The sequence below is a fragment of the Alcanivorax sp. genome (assembly GCF_051117345.1).
GTDB lineage: Bacteria > Pseudomonadota > Gammaproteobacteria > Pseudomonadales > Alcanivoracaceae > Alcanivorax.
In genome coordinates this window covers 1-19,542 of the sequence record NZ_JBNPEC010000028.1, presented here as the reverse complement: position 1 = coordinate 19,542, position 19,542 = coordinate 1, and the positions used below count along the sequence as shown (strand labels likewise).

Below are 19,542 nucleotides of genomic sequence, written 5' to 3'. Positions count from 1 at the left end.
TGGGGGTTCCGGTTAGCTCGCGCTGTCGCAGGTCGCTGGGGTTGTCTTCTCCTTCATCCCCCTGGTGAAGCATGACCAGGCGACGCAGATGCTGCATTTCGTCCACGGACGGGTGGCTGAACATGATGCCGATTTCCAGGCCCTGCTGGCGTTTCACTGTGCCGGGCAGGGTCAGATGAATGTCCGAGTCTTCCAGGGTGATAGTCAAGGTGACCGGCGAGGCATCAGGCAGGGCCAGCGGGTGGCTGCTGTGAACCTGGGCGCCCATGACGGACAGGTCCGCCAGTTCTACCGCAACGGTATCCTGCTGAAAGGTCAGTGTGGCTTCGCCATCAAAGGCAACGCGGTTGGCCCGGCGCCGTTCATTCATGTTGTTTGTCCTTGTTGATCCCCGCACCCCGGCGACGCTCCTGCTGCCGGGGTGACCCTCTCTTGTCTTATACCTCGATACGCTTGTACTTCATGCGCTTGGGCTGCAGGGCGTCGTCACCCAGTTGCTTGCGCTTGAACTCCTCGTACTCGGTATAGGAGCCTTCAAACCATTCTACCCTTGCATCCCCTTCGAAGGAGAGGATGTGGGTGGCCACCCGATCCAGGAACCAGCGATCGTGCGAAATCACGATGGCGCAGCCGGGGAAGGCCAGCAGGGCCTCTTCCAGGGCCCGCAGGGTTTCCACATCCAGGTCGTTGGTAGGCTCATCGAGCAGCAGCACATTGGCGCCCTGCTTGAGCAGTTTGGCAAGGTGAAGACGGTTTCGTTCCCCACCGGACAGATCGCCGACCCGTTTCTGCTGATCGCCACCCTTGAAGTTGAAGCGGCCCAGGTAGGCGCGGCTGGGGACTTCGTAGTTGCCGATCTTGAGGATGTCGTTGCCCTCGGAGACTTCTTCCCAGACGGTTTTCTTGCCGTCCAGGTCTTCCCGGCTCTGGTCCACGTAGGCCATCTGCACGGTGTCGCCGGTGACGATTTCACCGTTATCCGGGGTTTCCTGGCCCGCCAGCATGCGGAACAGGGTGGTTTTACCGGCACCGTTGGGGCCGATAATGCCGACAATGGCACCACGGGGAATCTGGAAGCTCAGGTCTTCGTAGAGCAGTTTGTGGTCGAACTGCTTGCCCACATTGTGTAGCTCGAAAACCTGCTCACCGAGACGGTCACCCGGTGGGATATAGAGTTCCTGGGTTTCGTTACGTTTCTGGAACTCCTGGCTGGCCAGCTCTTCGAACGCGCTCACCCGGGCCTTGTTCTTGCTGCGACGCCCTTTGGGGTTCTGGCGCACCCACTCCAGTTCCTTTTCCACGGTCTTGCGGTGGGCGGATTCGGATTTGGCTTCTTGCTCCAGACGCTTCTCTTTCTGTTCCAGCCAGGAGGAGTAGTTGCCTTTCCAGGGGATGCCTTCGCCGCGGTCCAGCTCCAGAATCCATTCGCAGGAGTTGTCCAGGAAGTAGCGGTCGTGAGTCACCGCCACCACGGTACCGGGGAACTCGTGCAGGAAGCGCTCCAGCCAGGCCACGGATTCTGCGTCCAGGTGGTTGGTGGGCTCATCCAGCAGCAGCATGTCCGGGGCGCTCATGATCAGGCGGCACAGGGCCACCCGGCGGCGCTCACCACCGGACAGGTGCTCGACGCTGGCGTCCCAGGGCGGCAGACGCAGGGCGTCGGCGGCGATTTCCAGCTTGCGCTCCAGGTTATGGGCATCGCTGGTTTCGATGATGGCTTCCAGCTTGGCCTGCTCGGCGGCCAGCTTGTCGAAATCCGCATCCTCTTCCGCATAGGCGGCATAGACTTCGTCGAGGCGCTGCTGGGCGCTGAGGATCTCGGACAGGGCTTCTTCGACGATTTCGCGGACATTCTTGCTCGGGTCCAGCTCCGGCTCCTGGGGCAGGTAGCCGATATTGGTGCCCGGCTGCGGCCGTGCTTCACCCAGATAGTCCTTGTCGACCCCGGCCATGATGCGCAGCAGGGTGGATTTACCCGAGCCGTTCAGGCCCAGCACACCGATCTTGGCGCCGGGGAAGAAGGACAGGGAAATGTCTTTGAGAATGTGCTTTTTCGGCGGGACAACCTTGCCCACCTTGTCCATGGTGAAGATGTACTGGCTCATAAACTCCGACCGCAGTGTCATTGAGTGTACGGGGCCCGCAGGGCCCCGTCGGAATGGCGCCTAAGCTAACGGAAAGCGGCGCCGAGTGAAAGGCTGTGGGCCCCGGAGGATCAGGAGATGGGCAGTTGCAGGCTCCCTAGTGCGGGGAGCTGCCAATGCCGCTGCCGAGCAGGATCCGGATGATATCCTGCTGCTTGTTTACCCCGAGTTTGTGGAAGATGCCTTTCAGTTGGCTGCGTACGGTGGCCAGACTGACACCTTTCTGGTTACTGATTTCCTTGAGATCAAGACCGTTGGTGAGGGCGATGGCGATGCCGGCTTCCTTGCGGCTCAGGCCAAATGTCTGGATCAGTTGTTCCTCGGAGGCATTGAAGGCGGCGCCGGGGTCTGACAGATAAAGTACCACCAGCCCGGGTTCCGCCGGGCCAAATTGCGAGTGCGGCGCCTCGTGGCAGGGTACGCCAATCAGGGTAAGAGGATGGCTCCGGTCCGGATGGCGCAAACCCACCGCCTGGTCCTGTGGCCAGGGGGCGTGGTTGAGGGGCTCGCGCAGGCGTAGCAGCATTTCCTGGAGCTTCAGGTCGTCCTCCGGGTAATAGGCCTTGAATCCCTGCTGGGTCTGCACCAGGGCGGGATGGGTCTCCAGCAGCAGGGTGGCCAGGTCATTGCAATAGCGGATGCGGTTGTCATTGTCGACGATAACCGTGCCCAGCATGACTTTGGACAGGGCGTACTGGAGCGTTTGTGCCCGGCTTTCCTGAAGATGCAGCTGACGCTGGATCAGCAAGGCCCGCTGAAAATGGGGGGCCAGCTGATTCAGCAGCTGCAGTTCTCTTTCACCAAAGGGTTCCGCCTTGAAGGAGCGGTGAACACCAATGCCCACATGCCAGTGGTCATCGTTGAAAAAGCTGATGGCGGCCACGTAGCCCAGATCGTTGGGTTTTGCGATCAGGCGGTAGTAGAGCGGGTGAGCCAGCCGGGCTTCATCATGCCGACAGACCAGGCCGGCCTTGCCGATGGGGCGCTGGCTCTGGATCTGATAGATGGGATCATATTTGGCCATGCCCAGCCGGTAGGATAGCTCGGCGACTTTGGGTAGCCCGTAACAGGCCATCATGTAGCGGGTATTCTGGTGGTAGTCCTCCACATGGATACCCCCGGACTTGGCATCCAGGCGCCGGCATAGCTCGGTGATGACCACCTTCCAGTGCTCGGGGCGGTATGAGGCTTCGTATATGTCCCCGATAAACTGAAGAATCTCGTCCGCGGCGCCCTCTGTCGTACTCTCTCTCGCTCTTTCCATGACCTTCCCCGCGGCACGGCAGTCACTCGACATACACCAGGAACCGCTTCCCTTCCGACTTATTATCAGTACTTCCCCTGATAACCAGTTTAGGCAGGCTCTCCGGCCACTGGCAATAAATGTGACGCAGGTCTCAGAGATGGGCGATCAGAGAGCCTGAGCCCAGGCCGGGCAAATGAGAGCAGGTCATGGAGAAATGAAAGGCCTTCATGTGCCAAGCCGGCGGCTTTTGGGTAGAATACGCGCCCCAACCCATCTCTTTGCATGCTGACAGGTAGCCCATGTTCCCGAAATCCATGTCCATCGCCGAGTTCGATCCGGAAATCCAGGCGGCCATCGAGGCCGAGGAAGTTCGCCAGGAAGAGCATATCGAGCTGATTGCCTCTGAAAACTACGCGTCTCCACGGGTCATGGAAGCCCAGGGGTCCGTGCTGACCAACAAATACGCGGAAGGCTACCCGGGCAAGCGCTATTACGGCGGTTGCGAGAATGTGGACGTGGTCGAGCAGCTGGCCATCGACCGGGCCTGTGAGCTGTTTGGTGCCGATTGGGCCAACGTGCAGCCGCATTCCGGTTCCCAGGCCAACGGTGCGGTCTACATGGCCATGCTGCAGCCGGGCGACACCGTGCTGGGCATGAGCCTAGACGCCGGCGGTCACCTGACCCACGGTGCCAAGCCCAACTTCTCCGGCAAGACCTACAACGCGGTGCAGTACGGCCTGAACAACGACACCGGTCTGATCGACTACGACCAGGTAGATGCCCTGGCCCGTGAGCACAAGCCGAAAATGATCGTGGCCGGTTTCTCTGCCTATTCCCAGGTGGTCGACTGGCAGCGTTTCCGTGACATCGCCGACGAAGTGGGTGCCATCCTGCTGGTGGACATGGCCCACGTGGCCGGTCTGGTTGCCGCGGGTGTTTACCCGAGCCCGGTGGGCATTGCTGACATCACCACCACTACTACCCACAAGACGCTGGGCGGTCCCCGTGGCGGCCTGATCATGGGCAAGGCCAACGAAGCGATTCAGAAGAAGATTAACTCTGCGGTATTCCCCGGTGGCCAGGGTGGCCCGCTGGAGCACGTGATTGCCGCCAAGGCGATCTGCTTCAAGGAAGCCATGCAGGCGGATTTCAAAGGCTACCAGCAGCAGGTAGTGAAGAACGCCCAGGCCATGGCCAGCGTGTTCATCGAGCGTGGCTTCGATGTGGTTTCCAACGGCACCGAAAACCACCTGTTCCTGCTCAGCCTGATCAAGCAGGACATCACCGGTAAAGATGCGGATGCCGCCCTGGGCAGCGCCAACATCACCGTGAACAAGAACGCTGTCCCCAACGACCCGCGCTCCCCGTTCGTCACCTCCGGCCTGCGCATCGGCTCCCCCTCCATCACCCGTCGCGGTTTCAATGAAGCCGACGCGTCGGCCCTGGCCGGCTGGATCTGCGACATCCTCGACAACATGGGCGATGAGTCTGTGATTGAGACGGTGAAGGGGAAAGTGAAAGAGATTTGTGCGCGGTTGCCGGTGTACGAGAGATAAAATTAATAATGAATAATGAATAATTAATAACGGGAGTCATGGATGACGACCAGAAGTGCAGCGCGGGAGAAATCCCGCGTTTTTGCTTTGCGGGTGGTGAAAAGTTACCGTTTTCTGCAAAGTGAAAGAAAGGAGTATGTGCTCAGTAAACAGCTACTGCGCAGTGGAACTGCCATCGGTGCTCTGGTCAGGGAAGCTGAATATGCTGAAAGCAGAGCTGACTTTGTGCATAAGCTACACATTGCGCTGAAAGAAGCCAGTGAGACAGATTACTGGATAGACTTGCTGTGTGACTCTGGATATTTTAATCCGGAAGCTGGGTCTTCTTTGCAAGCCGATGCCGAAGAGCTGATCAGGCTTTTAACGGCAATCATCAAAACCACCAAAACACGCAGTTAATGGTTTTTAGCTATTAACTATTAATTATTAACTATTAATTGGGGTCCCCATGTATTGCCCGTTTTGTTCGGCCCAAGACACCAAAGTGATCGACTCGCGTCTGGTCGCGGATGGCGGGCAGGTGCGTCGTCGGCGTGAGTGCCTTAGCTGCAATGAACGGTTTACTACCTTTGAAACCGCCGAGCTGGTGATGCCGCGGTTGGTGAAATCCGATGGTACCCGTCAGCCCTTTGATGAAGCCAAGTTGCGGGCCGGCATGTTGCGGGCGCTGGAGAAGCGGCCGGTGAGCATGGAGGATCTGGAGGCAGCGATCAGTCGTGTCTGCCACCGCTTGCGGGCTACCGGGGAGCGTGAGTTGCCGGCCCGGGAGCTGGGCGAGTTCGTGATGGAAGAGTTGCAGCAACTGGACGATGTGGCCTATGTGCGCTTCGCGTCCGTGTATCGCAGCTTCCAGGATATTTCCGAGTTTTCTGCGGAAGTGGATCGCCTGCGCGGAAAAAGCGACAAGAAAAACGATTAATCGGCTAGCTCTCTAGTCAGATTGAGCATAAAAGCCACCGGTCACAGGATTGTGACCGGTGGCTTTTTTCGTTGTGTTGCAAAGGAAGGTTCAGCTGCCGTGCAGCCACTGGGCAAGCAGCAGATACAGGGGGATGCCTGCCAGCACATTGAACGGAAAGGTGATGCCCAGTGAGGCCGCCATGGATAGGGTGGCATTGGCCTGGGGCAGGGCCACGCGCATGGCAGCGGGCACGGCGATGTAGGAGGCGCTGGCTCCCAGTACGGCCAGCAGGGTGATGCCGCCCACCGACAGGCCCAGTCCCTGGCCCAGTAGGGCGCCCAGTCCGCCCGCCAGCAGTGGCATGAAGACGCCGAAGGCGGTCAGGAACGGGCCGTCCTGCTTGAGGGCGCCTAGCTGTTCCGTGGTAATCAATCCCATCTTCAGCAGGAACAACGCCAGGGCGCCCTGGAACAGGTCCATGAAGAACGGGGAAATCTTGGTTAGGCTGTCGCCGGCGAAGGCACCGATCAGCAGGCCGCCCACCATCAACACGATACCCGGGCTGAGCAGGGTTTCATGGGCCAGCTGGCGGCTGGCCAGGCCGGCGGACAGGCCCTTTGCCATTACCAGGCCGACAATGATGGCGGGAATCTCCAGCAGCACCACAAACAGCGGAAAATAAGGTTCGTAGGCCACGCCAGCGGCATCCAGCACGGCCACGGCGACCGCATAGGTGGCCACACTCACGCTGCCATAGTGGGCGGCAATGGCAGACGCGTTGACTCTGCTCAGCCCTCCCACATAGCGCAGCAGCGGGAAGGCCAGTAGCGGCAGAACCACGCCGAAGCCCACTACCAGCAAAGACTCCCGGACAATCTGCAGGCTGGCATGTTCCGCCAGGGCGGCGCCGCCTTTCAGGCCGATGGCCAGCAGTAGAAACAGGGTCAGGCTCTGATAAAGGCCGCCGGGGAAAGGAAGGCGAACCTTTAATGCGCCGGCCGCCAGCCCCAGGAGGAAGAAAAGCACGACCGCATCAAGCTGCATAGCTGTCCCCGCCTCGCTGGGCGTCAGGGGTGGCGACCGGGTTGCGCCCGGCCAGCCAGGCCAGAGGCAGCAAGGCGGTGCCGATCACTGCCAGAGCAATGCCGGCGTGCCCGTTGGCATTAAGGGCTGCGGCCAGGCCGAGATTGATCAGGGCAACGAGGAGAATGAAAAGACGCTGTCGAGTGTGCTGTGCCATGGGACCTCCGGGAGTGAAAACGGGGCCATTATCCGAGAGAGAAGTATTAGATAAAAATAGATACTATCTAGGTTATGTATAGATAAAGGTCTAATCATGAGCCGATTACATGCCCGGGTGGGTACCCTCAGACAACTGGAAATCCTGCTGGCGGTGCACGAGGCGGGTACCGTGACCGGGGCGGCGGAAAGGCTGCACCTGACACAGCCCACGGTATCCATGCAGCTGCGCAAACTGGTGGATGCCATGGGAATGCCGCTCTACCAGCAACAAGGCCGCAAATTACGCTTTACCGATGCCGGCCTGGCGGCGGTGGCCAGTGCCCGCCGGGTTATGGAGGAGTTCGAGCATCTGGACATGACCCTGGCGGACCTGCGCGGACTCAAAGCCGGCACCCTGCGCCTGGCGGTGGTCACTACGGCCAAGTACTTCGTGCCCCATCTGCTGGGACCCTTCTGTGCCAAGTATCCCGGCGTGGACGTGTCTTTCCATGTGGGCAACCGTGAGCAGATTATTGAGCGTCTGGAGCAGGGGCTGGATGATTTCTGCGTCTTCAGTCATGTGCCCGGCGGTCGCCCGCTGATCTCCAGTGCCTTCCTGGATAATCCGCTGGTGGCCATTGCCGCCGAACACCACCCTCTGTCCCGCCGCGCCCATCTGACCCTGGATGACATTGCCAACGAGCCTTTCCTGATGCGTGAACCTGGCTCCGGCACCCGCCATGCCATCGAGCATTATCTGCAGCAGCAGGGCAAACAGCTGAATGTGAAGATGACGGTGGAAAGCAATGAGGCTATCCGGCATTCGGTGATGGCCGGGCTGGGCATTTCTATCCTGTCGGCCCATACCCTCAACCTGGGGGGCTGGGTGGGACTGTCGCCATTGAAGGTGGCGGGCCTTCCCATTGTCACCCAATGGCACCTGGTGAGACCTGCCGGGAAGAAACTCTCTATTGTGGCGCAGGCGTTCCAGCAGTTCATGGCTAACGAGGGCAGAGCGGTGCTGGCAGATTTTGTGGAGGATGCAGGTCGCTTTGTTGCGGCACCGGAGGCCTGCATCCAGTAGAATGCCTGCCATGTTTACGCGTCTGGATCATCAATACATGGCCCGCGCTCTGCAGCTGGCAGAGCAGGGGCTGTACACCACCGACCCCAACCCCCGGGTGGGGTGCGTGCTGGTGCGCGACGGCGAGATTGTCGGGGAAGGGTTTCATGCCCGTGCCGGCGAGCCCCATGCCGAACGTCATGCCCTGGCAGCAGCCGGTGAGCGGGCCCGTGGGGCCACTGCCTATGTGACTCTGGAGCCCTGTTCCCACACCGGTCGTACCGGGCCCTGCGCGGATGCGCTGGTGGCCGCGGGAGTGACCAGGGTGATCGCCGCCATGGAAGACCCGAATCCCCAGGTGGCCGGTAATGGCATGCAAACGCTAACGGCGGGGGGCATCGACACAGTCACCGGTTTGCTGGAAGCGGAAGCGCGGGCGCTGAATCCGGGCTTTATCTCGCGCATGACACGCCAGCGGCCCTACTTGCGCATCAAGATTGCCGCCAGTGTGGATGGTCGCACGGCCATGGCCAGTGGCGAGTCCCAGTGGATTACCGGTCCCGCGGCTCGCGAGGATGTGCAGCGCCTGCGCGCCCGCAGTTCTGCGGTGATTACCGGTGTCGGCACGGTGCTGGCGGACCGGCCATCCTACACGGTTCGTCCGCAGCAGTGGGCCCTGGCCGACTATCAGCAACACTCGGGGGGCAGTGACCGCGTGCGCCAGCCCCTGCGGGTGATTCTGGATCGTACCCTGCAAACCCCGCCGGATGTGCCGGTAGTCAGCGCACCGGGTCATTGCCTGCTGGTGGCCGGCGAGCAGCATCCGGGACGGCAGAAAGCCCTGGAATCCGCCGGGGCCGAGGTGATGCTGTTACCCGCCTCCGGGTCCGGGATCGACCTGCAACAGTTACTGATCGAACTGAACCGGCGCGAATGCAACGAAGTACTGGTAGAATGTGGCGCCACGCTGGCCGGGGCCTTCGTTCGCGAGGGGCTGTTCGACGAGTTGATCGTCTATATGGCGCCGGCCCTGCTGGGCTCATCGGCCCGCCCGCTGCTGGGTTTGCCGCAACTGGCCAGTATGAGCGAGAAGGTCTCGCTGAAGTGGCAGGACGTGCGGCAGATCGGTGATGACCTGCGGCTGACGCTGGTTCCGGCGTGATGGAATTTCGCCGTAGGAGCGGCGCTTGAGCCGCGAAGCGCTTCGGCAAAGCTCCCGCAGTTGGCTTCGCGGCTCAAGCGCCGCTCCTACAGCCTGAAATAACGAGGTTTTCCATGTTTACCGGCATTATTGAAGCCATGGGCCAGGTCGCGGCCATGACCCCGAAGGGGGGCGACGTGACCTTGCTGATCAAGAGCGATGCGCTGGATTTTTCCGATGTGCAGTTGGGAGACTCCATTGCCGTCAACGGCGTCTGCCTGACCGCCACGGCCCTGCCCGGCGGTGCTTTCGAGGCGGATGTGTCCGGGGAGACCCTGTCGCTGACCTCCCTCAAGCAGATCGCCGTGGGCAGCCAGGTGAACCTGGAAAAGGCCCTGACACCGACTACCCGGCTGGGCGGTCATCTGGTCAGTGGTCACGTGGATGGCCTGGGCAAGATCGTGCAGATGAAGCAGGATGCCCGCTCGGTACGCATCGATATCGAAGCGCCGGCGGAGCTGGCCCGCTACATCGCCCACAAGGGCTCTATTACCGTGGATGGCATCAGCCTGACAGTGAATAACGTGGACGGTGCGGTATTCTCCCTGAACATTATCCCCCACACCCAGGATGTCACCACCATCGGTCAATGGAAGGTGGGGACGCCAGTGAACCTGGAAGTTGATATCATAGCCCGCTATCTGGAGCGCCTGTTGCTGGGCGACAAGGCCGCCGAGCCGAATGCGGAAGGTATTTCCATGGCATTCCTGGCCGAAAACGGGTTTTTGAAGGGCAGCTGACGCTGCCAGAAACAGGCTGCAAGCGACAAGCTTCAACGCGATGAAAGCGAGTTGCCATCAATTGCAGGCTTGAGTACGCGAATATCGTGTACCGAAAGACAGGGTTTGCACTGGTTTTCCTTGTAGCTTGCAGCTTGCAGCTCATCACCGGTGAAAAATGCAGAGGAAGCACTCGTTGCTTCCACGCTAAATAGGTCGAGTACCACTATGCAGCTCAACAGTATTGAAGAACTGATCGAAGATATTCGCCAGGGCAAGATGGTTGTCCTGATGGATGATGAAGACCGGGAAAACGAAGGCGATCTGGTGATGGCCGCCGAGCATGTCACCGCCGAGGCCATCAATTTCATGGCCCGCTACGGCCGTGGTCTGATCTGCATGCCCATGTCCCGGGAGCGCTGCGAGCTGCTGGAGTTGCCGTTGATGGTACAGAGCAACGGCAGTGGGTTCGGTACCAAGTTCACTGTGTCCATCGAGGCCCGTGAAGGGGTGACCACCGGGATCTCTGCTGCGGATCGTGCCCGCACCGTGCAGGCCGCTGTTGCCCGTAATGCCCGCGCCTATGACATCGTCCAGCCTGGCCACATTTTCCCGTTGATGGCCGAGCCCGGTGGCGTGCTGCGTCGCGCCGGTCATACCGAGGCCTCCTGCGATCTGGCCATGCTGGCCGGTTGCGAGCCTGCCGGGGTGATCTGTGAGGTGATGAACGACGATGGCTCCATGGCCCGTCGGGAAGACCTGGAAGTGTTTGCCAAGGAACACGAGCTGAAGATTGGCACCATTGCCGATCTGATCCAGTACCGCGCGCTCAACGAGAAAACCATCGAACTGATGTCCGATAACACCCTGGATACCTGGTACGGTGATTTCCGTCTGGTCGCCTTCCGCGACACCGTGGATGGCCTGACCCATGTGGCCCTGGTCAAAGGTGAGATCAGCGAAGACAAGGAAGTGACCGTTCGGGTGCATCAGGTGGATCCGCTGCGAGATCTGATGAGCGCCAAGATGAACGGCCGCACCGGCTGGAACATGCATCGGGTACTGGAAGCGGTATCTGGTGCGGATGCCGGGGTGGTGATCATCCTGGGGCAGGACTATGAATCCCAGGATACCGTGGAGCGGCTGGAAGCCTTCTTCGGCGGCACTGCCAGCAAGCCCAAGGGGGAATCCCGGGCCTACCGTAACATCGGTACCGGTTCTCAGATTCTCAAGGCTCTGGGGGTGCGCAAGATGCGCCTGCTCAGCTCGCCGATGAAATTCAATGCGCTCAGTGGTTTCGATCTGGAAATCACCGAGTACGTGGAAGCAGATAGTTAAATTAACGCTTGCACGCAACATGCTCCACGCTTTCACGCGTGTGGCGTGACAGCGTGGAGCGTGTTAGCGAGGAATGAACATGCAAAACATCAAAACCCTGGAAGGCACTCTGAACAATGTGGGCGGTCGTTACGGCATCGTCGTGGCCCGTTTCAACAGCTTTGTGGTGGAAGCGCTGCTGGAAGGCGCGGTGGATGCGCTGGTCCGTCACGGCGTCAACCCGGATGACATCGAGATCATCCGTGTCCCCGGTGCCTGGGAGATGCCGGTGGCAGTGAAGAAGGTCATCGAAAAGCGCGATTACGATGCAGTGATCACCCTGGGTGCGGTGATTCGCGGTGGCACCGCCCACTTCGAATATGTGGCCGGTGAAGCGGCCAAAGGCATTGCCGCCGTGCAGAACGCCACTGGCGTACCGGTGGTCTTCGGTGTATTGACCGTGGACACCATTGAACAGGCCATCGAACGTTCCGGTACCAAGGCCGGCAACAAGGGCGCCGAAGCGGCCATGAGCGCGCTGGAAATGGTCTCCCTGTTTAAGGCACTGTAATTATTCGGGACGCGGCGCGGGGCGCAGGCGTCCCGCACTACTTCCTGACGTTGAGGCAGCATGAACAATCCTTCCACACCCAGTGCCCGCCGCAAGGCGCGCCGATTCACCATGCAGGCCCTGTATCAGTGGCAGCTGGCGGGTGCCGCCGTGAGCGACATCGAAGCCCAGTTCCTGGCTAACCAGGATTTTGCCAAGGCAGATCGCGAGTACTTCCATGACCTGCTGCACGGGGTGCCGGCCCAGGTGAAAGAGCTCGACGAGCTGCTGACGCCCTATCTGGATCGTCGGGTAGAAGAACTGTCCCAGATCGAGAAAGCGATCCTGCGTCTCGGCGCCTACGAGCTGAAAGAGCGCCTGGATGTGCCCTATCGGGTGGTGATCAACGAAGGCATCGAACTGGCCAAGGTGTTCGGTGCCGACGATTCCTTCAAGTACGTCAACGGCGTGCTCGACAAGCTGGCGCGCAAGCTGCGTTACCAGGAAGCGTCAGAACGTCCTTTCCGCGATTGAGCGGGTGCGCGCAGGGCTCCCTGCGCGCTATGCTTCTCCCATGACAGACACCTCGACGCTGCAGACGCTGGATGAGTTTTCCCTGATCCGGCGTTACTTTCATCGCCATGGACACCACGGCCCAGACGCCGGCGTAGTGCTCGGCCCCGGTGATGATGCCGCCATCCTAGCTCCCCCTGCCGGTCAGCAACTGGTGATGACCCAGGACACCAGCCTGGGCGGGCGCCATTTCCCTGACGACATGGATGCCGCCGATGTGGGCTACCGCTGCCTGGCGGTGAATCTGTCCGACCTGGCGGCCATGGGCGCCGATCCCCTCTGGTTTCTGCTCTCCTTGACCCTGCCTGATGTGAATGAGGACTGGCTGGCCGGGTTTGCCGATGGCATGTTTAGCTTGGCGGATCAGGCTGGCATCTCTCTGGTGGGCGGGGATGTGACCCGGGGCTCGCTGTCCGTTTCCATTCAGGCCACCGGGGCAGTGCCGCCGGGGCAGGCCCTGCGCCGTGATGGCGCGCAGGCAGGCGATCGTATCTGTGTGGGCGGGGTAACCGGTGCCGGACTGCTGGGGCTGCAGCAATGGCAGCAGGGGGCGCGCAGCGGTGCCGCGCTAGAACCTTTCCGCCGTCCGTCTCAGCGACTCGAGCTGGGGCAGGCGCATCCGTGGCGCGCCACGGCCTGCATCGATATCTCCGATGGGGTACTGGCGGACCTGGGCCATATTCTGGCCGCATCCGGACGTCTGGGGGCCTGTTTACAGGAAGACGCCTTGCCGCTGGGCAGTGCGGTGCTTGCCGGTTGCAGCGACGCAGAGCAACGCCGATTGCAGCTGCAGGGCGGCGATGATTACCTGCTGCTTTTTACCCTGCCAGCGCAGGAAAGCCTGCCGCCGGGCTGCTATTGTCTGGGTACGGTTGAGTCGCAGGAGGGCCTGCGGCTGGCAGCCCCGGACGGAACAATAACCACGTTGCACGCCACTGGCTGGCAGCATTTTTGATAACGTAGGGCGAGCGTAGGGTGCACTGAGCCGAAGGCGAACTGCACCGACCCAACGTCTGATGGCGTAGTTCGCCTTCGGCTCAGTGCACCCTACGTAATAATTAAAGAGAGATGTTGATGGAACTGAAACGCCCGAAGATGACAAACCCGGTCCACTTTCTTGCCTTCGGCTTCGGTTCCGGCCTGGCGCCCATTGCGCCGGGCACCTTCGGTACGCTGGCTGCAATGCCCATCTGGTGGTTGTGTGCCCAGCTCCCCCTGTGGGGTTATCTGGCCGTGACGGCGCTGGTGATCGCGGTGGGCCCGTTCCTGTGCGGTAAAACCTCTCACGACATGCATGTGCACGATCACCCCGGCATTGTCTGGGATGAAATTGCCGGTCTGCTGATCACCATGATTGCGGTGCCAGTGACCTGGTGGGGGGCGCTGGCAGGGTTCGTGGCTTTCCGGGTGTTCGACATTATCAAGCCCTGGCCCATCGGCTGGCTGGACCGTCGTGTGGAAGGCGGGCTGGGAATCATGGTGGACGACCTGCTGGCCGGGGTGTATGCGGCGGTGGTGGTACAGCTGCTGATTGTGTTTCTGCCGCAGTGGTTTACCTGAGCAATCGCGGAGAAACGTCGCCACGATGGGCAGAGGTTGCAGGCTGCCAATATGTGCCTTGTTGCATTAGTGTGAATTGCCCTAATATCGTTTTGTCACTACCGCTGGCACGAAAAGGATGGCGCCACACCGAGTTAGCTCTTAGCCTGAATGGATAATAACTGACCAACCGCAGGCAGGGATTTGCCATGTCGGATACCGATCCCCGTTCCAGGCGGGTGGTGGTGCCGGGGGTGCGCTGGTTACGCTTTCCCCGGCGCCTGGAAACAGAATACCGTGAATATCAGTGCCGGGAAGCCGTGGAAGGTTTCCGGGTTAATGCCTTTTATATTCTTCTGCTTTATCTCCTGCTGATCACCGGTATTTATGCGCTGGCGCCGGAAGCGGTGCGTGGCCGCTGGCTGGCGACCTATATCTGGGTGGGGGTCATCGTGCTGGTGGCTGGCGGTCTGGCCCAGGTGTCGGCCCTGAATCGTTATTTCCCCTGGTATGCGGGGCTGGGCAGTTTTCTGGCTGTGGCAGTGTCCATGGCCATTCCCGGTTTTATCGACGGGTCGGTCTCCGTCCAGTTGGCCCATGTATCGGTGATTTATGCGTTGGTGATTGTCTACGCCATGGTGGGCCTGCGCTTTCCGGTGGCGGTAGCGGCCTGTTGGGGCGGGGGGCTGCTGGGCTGGTTGCTGTCGGAGCGCTTCGGTCACGGGGTGGACTGGCAGGTGGCGCACCGTACCTATACCGGGGTGAGTCTGCTGGGTATGTTTTTGTGCTATACCTCCGAGGTGCGAGATCGGCTGCTGTTTTTCAACCAGCGGCAACTGCTGCGCCAGCAGCAGCGCACCCAGGCCCTGGCAGAACGCTTGCATCGGCTCAGTCGGGAGGACAGCCTTACCGGGCTGGCCAATCGGCGCTCCTTTGATGAGGCCCTGGATCGGGAATGGCGGCGCTGCCAGCGTGAGCAGCAACCGCTGACCATCATGCTGGTGGATGTGGACTGCTTCAAAGCCTACAACGACCATTACGGACACTTGCAGGGTGACCGCTGTCTGCAGCAGCTATCCAGTGAATTGCGGCGTTATGGGCGACGGGGTGGTGACGTGGTAGCGCGCTTCGGTGGTGAGGAATTTGTATTGCTCTATCCCGGTATTGCTGACACCGAGGCACAACAACTGGCCTCCCGGATCTGTCGCTCGATACGCGCTTTGGCAATGCCCCATTCCCGTAATCCCGATACCGGTGAAGTCACCGTCAGCGTGGGTGTTGCCGTACTGACTCCGGGGCCAAAGCAGACCGCAAGGGCCCTGCTGGACGCGGCGGACCGCGCCCTGTACCAGGCGAAACAAAGCGGAAGGGACACCTGGCGACTGTATGAACCGCCACCCAGAGTGCGGCTGGTCAAGGATGACAAGGGGTTGTAGGGGATGCTTGCTGGGTGGCTCGGGTTTGTACGTAGGCTCAGAGCACCCTAGAAGATCAGGAAATCTGATTTCCCACAAGAGACACAGAGTCCACTGAGAGAACGCATTTCTTCAGTGGACTCTGTGTCTCTGTGGTGAAAGGTTTTGAGTGCTCGCCTCAGCGCGCCTCGCGCAGGCGTTGCTGTTCGCTCAGGCGGGTGCGGATTTGTGTCTCGATGCCCTGGGCATCCAGTCCGGCCTCGGCCAGTAATACATCCCGCTTGCCGTGGTGGATGAAGTGGTCCGGCAGGGCCAGGTTGAGCACATCCACCAGCAGGCCTTCCTCGTGAAGCAGTTCGTTCACCGCCGAGCCGGCACCGCCCATACGCTGGTGGTCTTCCACGGTTACCAGCAGGGTGTGATTGGCGGCAGCCTTGAGGATGGCGTCACGATCCAGCGGCTTCACCCAGCGCATATCCAGCACCGTGGCATTGAGGGCCTTGCCCGCTTCCTGCGCTGCCGGAGTGAGGGCGCCGAACGCCAGGATCGCCACCTGTTGACCGTCGCGCAGGGTGCGCGCCTGGCCGATGGGCAGGGCGTCCATGGTCTTTTCAATCTCTACGCCGGGCCCGGTGCCGCGCGGGTAGCGCACCGCCGCCGGGCCTTCGTGTTGGTAGGCGCTGTACAGTAACTGCCGACACTCGTTTTCGTCGGAAGGCGCGGCGATGATCATGTTGGGCACCGTGCGCAGGTAGGCCAGGTCAAACACGCCGCCATGGGTGGCGCCGTCTTCGCCCACCAGCCCGGCCCGGTCCAGGCCGAAGGTCACATCCAGATCCTGCAGGGCCACGTCATGGATCAGCTGGTCGTAGCCGCGCTGCAGGAAGGTGGAGTAGATCGCCACCACCGGTTTCTGGTTTTCACAGGCCAGGCCACCGGCCAGAGTCACCGCGTGCTGTTCGCAAATCGCCACGTCATGGAAGCGATCCGGGAAGCGCCGGCTGAATTCCACCATGCCGGAGCCTTCGCACATGGCCGGGGTAATGCCCACCAGACGCTTGTCCTGCTCGGCCATGTCGCACAGCCACTGGCCGAAGATGTCCTGGTATTTGGGTTTCTTCGGCTGGCTGGGCACGGCCACCTGCACCTTGGGTTTGGGCTCGATCTTGTTGATGGCGTGGTAGCCCACCGGGTCGGCTTCGGCGGCGGCAAAGCCCTTGCCCTTGGTGGTGTAGATATGCAGCAACTGGGGGCCTTCCAGGGCGCGCATGTTGCCCAGGGTGCGCACCAGCTCGTCCACATTATGGCCGTCGATGGGGCCGATGTAGTTGAAGCCGATGGCCTCGAACAGCATGTCCGGGCTCACCATGTTCTTCATGCTCTCTTCGGTGCGGCGGATGAAATCCCAGGCCGCGGGCATGGTGGAGAGCACCTTCTTGCCGCCTTCGCGCAGGGCGATATAGCTCTTGCTGGCCCAGATGCGGGCGAAGTAGTTGGACAGGCCGCCCACGTTGTGGGAAATCGACATGTTGTTGTCGTTGAGGATCACCAGCAGGTTGGAACGGGTGTGGGCGGCGTGGCTCATGGCCTCGAAGGCCTGGCCGGCGGTCATGGCACCGTCGCCGATGATGGCCACGGCACGACGGTCACTGCCCGCCATTTCCGCGCCCAGCGCCATGCCCAGGGCGGCGCTGATGGAGGTAGAGGAGTGGCCCACACCGAAGGTGTCGTACTCGGATTCGCTACGCTTGGGAAAACCGGACAGGCCATCCTGCTGGCGGATACTGGTGATGCCTTCGCGGCGGCCGGTGAGAATCTTGTGCGGGTAGCACTGGTGGCCCACATCCCACACCAGCCGGTCGTCGGGGGTGTTGTAGAGGTAGTGGAGGGCCACTGTCAGTTCCACCACGCCCAGGCCGGCGCCGAAGTGGCCGCCACATTGGCCCACCGCGTAGAGCAGGTATTCACGCAGTTCGTCCACCACCTGCTCCAGCCGCGTGGCTGGCAGCCTTCGTAACTCGGCGGGGCTGGTCAGCGTGTCCAGCAGCGGAGTGGCCGGGCGAGTCAGCGGGATTTGCGTAAATGTCTTGGGCATAGAGGTATGCAGCCTGAGATGCACGGCGAAATGAGACCCTAGTATACCTTCAGCAGGCGTCAGGCGTCAGTGATCGCGGGAGATGATGTATTGCGCCAATTGTTGCAGGGGTTGGGCGCGTTCTCCGTAGCCCGCCAGGGTCTGTTGGGCCTGTTGGCAAAGCTCCCGGGCCCGCTGTTGGCTCTGCTCCAGGCCAAGCAGGGAAGGAAACGTGCTTTTCTGCAGTTTCTGGTCGGAGCCGGAGGGTTTGCCCAGCTGTTCGGTGCCGGCGGTGATATCGAGAATATCGTCCTGTATCTGGAAGGCCAGGCCGATGGCATCACCAAACCGGTTCAGGTCGTCGAGCAGCGCAGTGGCATCCACTTCAGCGGCGAAGTATCCCAGTTGCAGGCTGGCAGTGATCAGCCGGCCGGTCTTCAGATAATGCATTTCTTCCAGTGCCGCGACAGTCTGCTGCTGGCCCTGGGCGAGCATGTCCTGCATCTGGCCGGCGGCCATGCCGTCCACGCCGGCGGCCAGGCACAGGTGCTGGATCATGGCGATGCGGGTTTCTGCGCGGTAATGGCCGCTGTTGGCGAGCAATTCGAAAGCACGGGTATGCAGGGTGTCGCCGGCCAGGATGGCGGTGGCTTCGTCGAAAGCCTTGTGGCAGGTGGGTTGGCCCCGCCGCAGGTCGTCGTCGTCCATGGCTGGCAGGTCGTCGTGGACCTGCGACTAGGCATGGATCAGTTCCACGGCGGCGGCGGGCACATCGGCCCTGGCCGGTTCGGCCCCGGCCAGTTGGGCGGGCCCCTAGACCCGTGAGAGGCGGATGCGCTTGCCGCCGCTGAGGGCCGCATAGCGCATGGCCAGGCTCAGGCGTGGTGCGGCACTGGCGGCAGGCACGAAGGTGTCCAGTGCCTGCTCCAGACGGGCGCGGCTGGTCTCGCCGAGAAGGTCCAGGGCGGGGAAGTTACTGGCCATTGTCTTCACCGGCAAAAGGAGCCGGCTCGGCGTCAGTGTTCTGTTCCAGCAGAATGCGTACCTTCTGCTCGGCTTGCTGCAGGGCCTGCTGGCACTCCCGGGACAGGCGAACCCCTTCTTCAAAGGCTTTCAGGGATTCTTCCAGGGTCAGGTCACCGGATTCCATCTTTTCCACCAGGGATTCCAGATTGTCCAGTGAGGTTTCCAGCGCGGGGGCTGCCTGCTTTGCCATGGGTATCTCCTAGCCTGAGTATGTCACCAAAACGCGCTGAGCTATTCACAGGTGCGATGATAGCAGTCGGAAAGGCAATTTGGGCGGTCTGGGTCAGTGCATCCGGCGGGAACAGTAATGCACAGGCGGTGGTGAATCAATTGCTATCTACGGATCTGTGGGGGACCGCTGGCCCATTGTTCGATTTTATTGATGGGTTGCAAGTGGCTGATAATGAAGGGGTAAACACGAGCTTTCAGAAGCCGGGGAGGATTGATTCCAAATGGTTCTAAACAGGGGGTTCCGGTGCTGGCGGCGGCCTGCTTATAGTGAAAGGCCCGCCGGAGGCCGCAGGCAGCTTCTTCCTCTGATCTCCTAAGCTATGGCGTTTAGTCTGCGTCACCGGCGGGGATCCTCTCTACGCGGCAACAACGCGAAAGGCTCAAGAATTAACAACAACAGGCCGTGCCCAGCCAGGGCGCGGCCTGTTACGTTTCAAGCTGCACTAAGCCGTACCGTCGCCGTCAGAAATCGTAGCGCAACCCCACCGTGAAGACCTGGCCGTCGCTTTGTACCTGATAGCCAGCCAACGGATTGAAGCTGTCCGAGTTGGGGGTGTAGATGGCGTAGCCCAGCTCCTCATAGAAGTATTCGGCGAAGAACTTGAGCGCCTCGGTGTGCTGGTAGTCCATGCCCACATGGACGGAATCCCCCTGGAAAAAGGTTTCTCCTTCTCCTCTGGTCTCCTCCGCCTGGGCGTACATGGCCTTGAAGGTGTACTTGTTCCAGCGGTAGGAGCCGTACAGGTTGTAGGTGACGGGGTCGGCA

21 protein-coding genes and 1 pseudogene are annotated in these 19,542 nt (G+C 60.9%); 12 read left to right on the top strand and 10 right to left on the bottom strand.

The genetic code is table 11. From position 1 onward, the window contains the following. The 3 genes from ACFE0K_RS01995 to ACFE0K_RS01985 form a co-directional block, all read right to left on the bottom strand. On the bottom strand, positions 1-370 hold a 370-nt coding region (locus tag ACFE0K_RS01995; RefSeq protein ID WP_434534469.1), incomplete at its 3' end, for a PilZ domain-containing protein. 67 nt (positions 371-437) lie between these two features. Further along, on the bottom strand, positions 438-2,105 hold the full coding sequence (gene ettA, locus ACFE0K_RS01990) for an energy-dependent translational throttle protein EttA (protein ID WP_434534468.1): 1,668 nt from the start codon (positions 2,103-2,105) through the stop codon (positions 438-440). Between the two features lie 136 nt (positions 2,106-2,241). After that, positions 2,242-3,408, bottom strand: coding sequence for a helix-turn-helix transcriptional regulator (locus ACFE0K_RS01985; RefSeq protein WP_434534467.1), 1,167 nt, complete (start codon positions 3,406-3,408; stop codon positions 2,242-2,244). A 281-nt stretch (positions 3,409-3,689) separates the two neighbouring features. Between ACFE0K_RS01985 and glyA the strand changes: the two genes are divergently transcribed. Genes glyA through nrdR form a run of 3 tightly spaced genes read left to right on the top strand, consistent with a single transcriptional unit; the run spans position 3,690 to position 5,865 of the window. Continuing rightward, positions 3,690-4,946: a serine hydroxymethyltransferase gene (gene glyA, locus ACFE0K_RS01980; protein WP_434534466.1), complete on the top strand. Its 1,257-nt coding sequence runs from the start codon at positions 3,690-3,692 to the stop codon at positions 4,944-4,946. A gap of 42 nt (positions 4,947-4,988) precedes the next feature. Then, positions 4,989-5,345, top strand: coding sequence for a four helix bundle protein (locus tag ACFE0K_RS01975; protein ID WP_434534465.1), 357 nt, complete (start codon positions 4,989-4,991; stop codon positions 5,343-5,345). A 49-nt stretch (positions 5,346-5,394) separates the two neighbouring features. After that, complete coding sequence (nrdR, locus tag ACFE0K_RS01970) at positions 5,395-5,865, top strand: transcriptional regulator NrdR (RefSeq protein ID WP_434534464.1); 471 nt, start codon at positions 5,395-5,397, stop codon at positions 5,863-5,865. Between the two features lie 90 nt (positions 5,866-5,955). Here the strand turns inward: nrdR and ACFE0K_RS01965 are convergent, their stop codons facing one another. Both ACFE0K_RS01965 and ACFE0K_RS01960 read right to left on the bottom strand, forming a co-directional pair. Next, positions 5,956-6,873 (bottom strand): sodium-dependent bicarbonate transport family permease, encoded by a 918-nt coding sequence (locus tag ACFE0K_RS01965; protein WP_434534463.1) that lies wholly within the window; start codon positions 6,871-6,873, stop codon positions 5,956-5,958. Positions 6,874-6,880: 7 nt separating this feature from the next. After that, complete coding sequence (locus ACFE0K_RS01960) at positions 6,881-7,087, bottom strand: hypothetical protein (RefSeq protein ID WP_434534462.1); 207 nt, start codon at positions 7,085-7,087, stop codon at positions 6,881-6,883. A 96-nt stretch (positions 7,088-7,183) separates the two neighbouring features. On the opposite strand from ACFE0K_RS01960, the gene ACFE0K_RS01955 reads away from it, so the two are divergent. The 9 genes from ACFE0K_RS01955 (at position 7,184) to ACFE0K_RS01915 (ending at position 15,466) form a co-directional block, all read left to right on the top strand. Beyond that, positions 7,184-8,152, top strand: coding sequence for a LysR family transcriptional regulator (locus ACFE0K_RS01955; protein WP_434534461.1), 969 nt, complete (start codon positions 7,184-7,186; stop codon positions 8,150-8,152). Between the two features lie 10 nt (positions 8,153-8,162). Next, on the top strand, positions 8,163-9,293 hold the full coding sequence (ribD, locus tag ACFE0K_RS01950) for a bifunctional diaminohydroxyphosphoribosylaminopyrimidine deaminase/5-amino-6-(5-phosphoribosylamino)uracil reductase RibD (protein ID WP_434534460.1): 1,131 nt from the start codon (positions 8,163-8,165) through the stop codon (positions 9,291-9,293). Between the two features lie 113 nt (positions 9,294-9,406). After that, positions 9,407-10,072, top strand: a complete 666-nt coding sequence (locus ACFE0K_RS01945; RefSeq protein ID WP_434534459.1) for a riboflavin synthase — start codon at positions 9,407-9,409, stop codon at positions 10,070-10,072. A 207-nt stretch (positions 10,073-10,279) separates the two neighbouring features. Further along, positions 10,280-11,389, top strand: coding sequence for a bifunctional 3,4-dihydroxy-2-butanone-4-phosphate synthase/GTP cyclohydrolase II (gene ribBA, locus ACFE0K_RS01940; protein WP_434534458.1), 1,110 nt, complete (start codon positions 10,280-10,282; stop codon positions 11,387-11,389). Between the two features lie 79 nt (positions 11,390-11,468). Further along, positions 11,469-11,939 (top strand): 6,7-dimethyl-8-ribityllumazine synthase, encoded by a 471-nt coding sequence (gene ribH / locus ACFE0K_RS01935; protein WP_434534457.1) that lies wholly within the window; start codon positions 11,469-11,471, stop codon positions 11,937-11,939. Between the two features lie 60 nt (positions 11,940-11,999). Further along, on the top strand, positions 12,000-12,452 hold the full coding sequence (gene nusB / locus ACFE0K_RS01930; RefSeq protein WP_035244976.1) for a transcription antitermination factor NusB: 453 nt from the start codon (positions 12,000-12,002) through the stop codon (positions 12,450-12,452). Between the two features lie 40 nt (positions 12,453-12,492). Next, entirely contained in the window at positions 12,493-13,446 is a 954-nt protein-coding gene (gene thiL, locus ACFE0K_RS01925; protein WP_434534456.1) for a thiamine-phosphate kinase, read from the top strand. 119 nt (positions 13,447-13,565) lie between these two features. After that, complete coding sequence (locus tag ACFE0K_RS01920) at positions 13,566-14,051, top strand: phosphatidylglycerophosphatase A family protein (protein WP_434534455.1); 486 nt, start codon at positions 13,566-13,568, stop codon at positions 14,049-14,051. Positions 14,052-14,239: 188 nt separating this feature from the next. Then, complete coding sequence (locus tag ACFE0K_RS01915) at positions 14,240-15,466, top strand: diguanylate cyclase domain-containing protein (protein WP_434534454.1); 1,227 nt, start codon at positions 14,240-14,242, stop codon at positions 15,464-15,466. A 157-nt stretch (positions 15,467-15,623) separates the two neighbouring features. On the opposite strand, the gene dxs is transcribed toward ACFE0K_RS01915, so the two are convergent. The 5 genes and pseudogenes from dxs to ACFE0K_RS01890 form a co-directional block, all read right to left on the bottom strand. Further along, positions 15,624-17,540, bottom strand: coding sequence for a 1-deoxy-D-xylulose-5-phosphate synthase (dxs, locus tag ACFE0K_RS01910; protein WP_434534453.1), 1,917 nt, complete (start codon positions 17,538-17,540; stop codon positions 15,624-15,626). A 66-nt stretch (positions 17,541-17,606) separates the two neighbouring features. Beyond that, positions 17,607-18,236, bottom strand: coding sequence for a polyprenyl synthetase family protein (locus ACFE0K_RS01905; RefSeq protein WP_434534470.1), 630 nt, complete (start codon positions 18,234-18,236; stop codon positions 17,607-17,609). A gap of 96 nt (positions 18,237-18,332) precedes the next feature. Then, on the bottom strand, positions 18,333-18,503 hold the full coding sequence (locus ACFE0K_RS01900; RefSeq protein ID WP_434534452.1) for a hypothetical protein: 171 nt from the start codon (positions 18,501-18,503) through the stop codon (positions 18,333-18,335). After that, positions 18,493-18,735: an exodeoxyribonuclease VII small subunit gene (locus ACFE0K_RS01895; RefSeq protein ID WP_434534451.1), complete on the bottom strand. Its 243-nt coding sequence runs from the start codon at positions 18,733-18,735 to the stop codon at positions 18,493-18,495. The genes ACFE0K_RS01900 and ACFE0K_RS01895 overlap by 11 nt, the downstream gene beginning before the upstream one ends. 503 nt (positions 18,736-19,238) lie before the next feature. Beyond that, positions 19,239-19,542, bottom strand: a pseudogene (locus tag ACFE0K_RS01890) (porin); the annotation flags it as partial.

Bases quoted from the DNA above. Each gene is read 5' to 3' on its own strand.
- ettA (WP_434534468.1), bottom strand. From the start codon at position 2,105: ATGAGCCAGTACATCTTCACCATGGACAAGGTGGGCAAGGTTGTCCCG.
- ACFE0K_RS01985 (WP_434534467.1), bottom strand. From the start codon at position 3,408: ATGGAAAGAGCGAGAGAGAGTACGACAGAGGGCGCCGCGGACGAGATT.
- glyA (WP_434534466.1), top strand. From the start codon at position 3,690: ATGTTCCCGAAATCCATGTCCATCGCCGAGTTCGATCCGGAAATCCAG.
- ACFE0K_RS01975 (WP_434534465.1), top strand. From the start codon at position 4,989: ATGACGACCAGAAGTGCAGCGCGGGAGAAATCCCGCGTTTTTGCTTTG.
- nrdR (WP_434534464.1), top strand. From the start codon at position 5,395: ATGTATTGCCCGTTTTGTTCGGCCCAAGACACCAAAGTGATCGACTCG.
- ACFE0K_RS01960 (WP_434534462.1), bottom strand. From the start codon at position 7,087: ATGGCACAGCACACTCGACAGCGTCTTTTCATTCTCCTCGTTGCCCTG.
- ACFE0K_RS01955 (WP_434534461.1), top strand. From the start codon at position 7,184: ATGAGCCGATTACATGCCCGGGTGGGTACCCTCAGACAACTGGAAATC.
- ribD (WP_434534460.1), top strand. From the start codon at position 8,163: ATGTTTACGCGTCTGGATCATCAATACATGGCCCGCGCTCTGCAGCTG.
- ACFE0K_RS01945 (WP_434534459.1), top strand. From the start codon at position 9,407: ATGTTTACCGGCATTATTGAAGCCATGGGCCAGGTCGCGGCCATGACC.
- ribBA (WP_434534458.1), top strand. From the start codon at position 10,280: ATGCAGCTCAACAGTATTGAAGAACTGATCGAAGATATTCGCCAGGGC.
- ribH (WP_434534457.1), top strand. From the start codon at position 11,469: ATGCAAAACATCAAAACCCTGGAAGGCACTCTGAACAATGTGGGCGGT.
- nusB (WP_035244976.1), top strand. From the start codon at position 12,000: ATGAACAATCCTTCCACACCCAGTGCCCGCCGCAAGGCGCGCCGATTC.
- thiL (WP_434534456.1), top strand. From the start codon at position 12,493: ATGACAGACACCTCGACGCTGCAGACGCTGGATGAGTTTTCCCTGATC.
- ACFE0K_RS01920 (WP_434534455.1), top strand. From the start codon at position 13,566: ATGGAACTGAAACGCCCGAAGATGACAAACCCGGTCCACTTTCTTGCC.
- ACFE0K_RS01915 (WP_434534454.1), top strand. From the start codon at position 14,240: ATGTCGGATACCGATCCCCGTTCCAGGCGGGTGGTGGTGCCGGGGGTG.
- dxs (WP_434534453.1), bottom strand. From the start codon at position 17,540: ATGCCCAAGACATTTACGCAAATCCCGCTGACTCGCCCGGCCACTCCG.
- ACFE0K_RS01900 (WP_434534452.1), bottom strand. From the start codon at position 18,503: ATGGCCAGTAACTTCCCCGCCCTGGACCTTCTCGGCGAGACCAGCCGC.
- ACFE0K_RS01895 (WP_434534451.1), bottom strand. From the start codon at position 18,735: ATGGCAAAGCAGGCAGCCCCCGCGCTGGAAACCTCACTGGACAATCTG.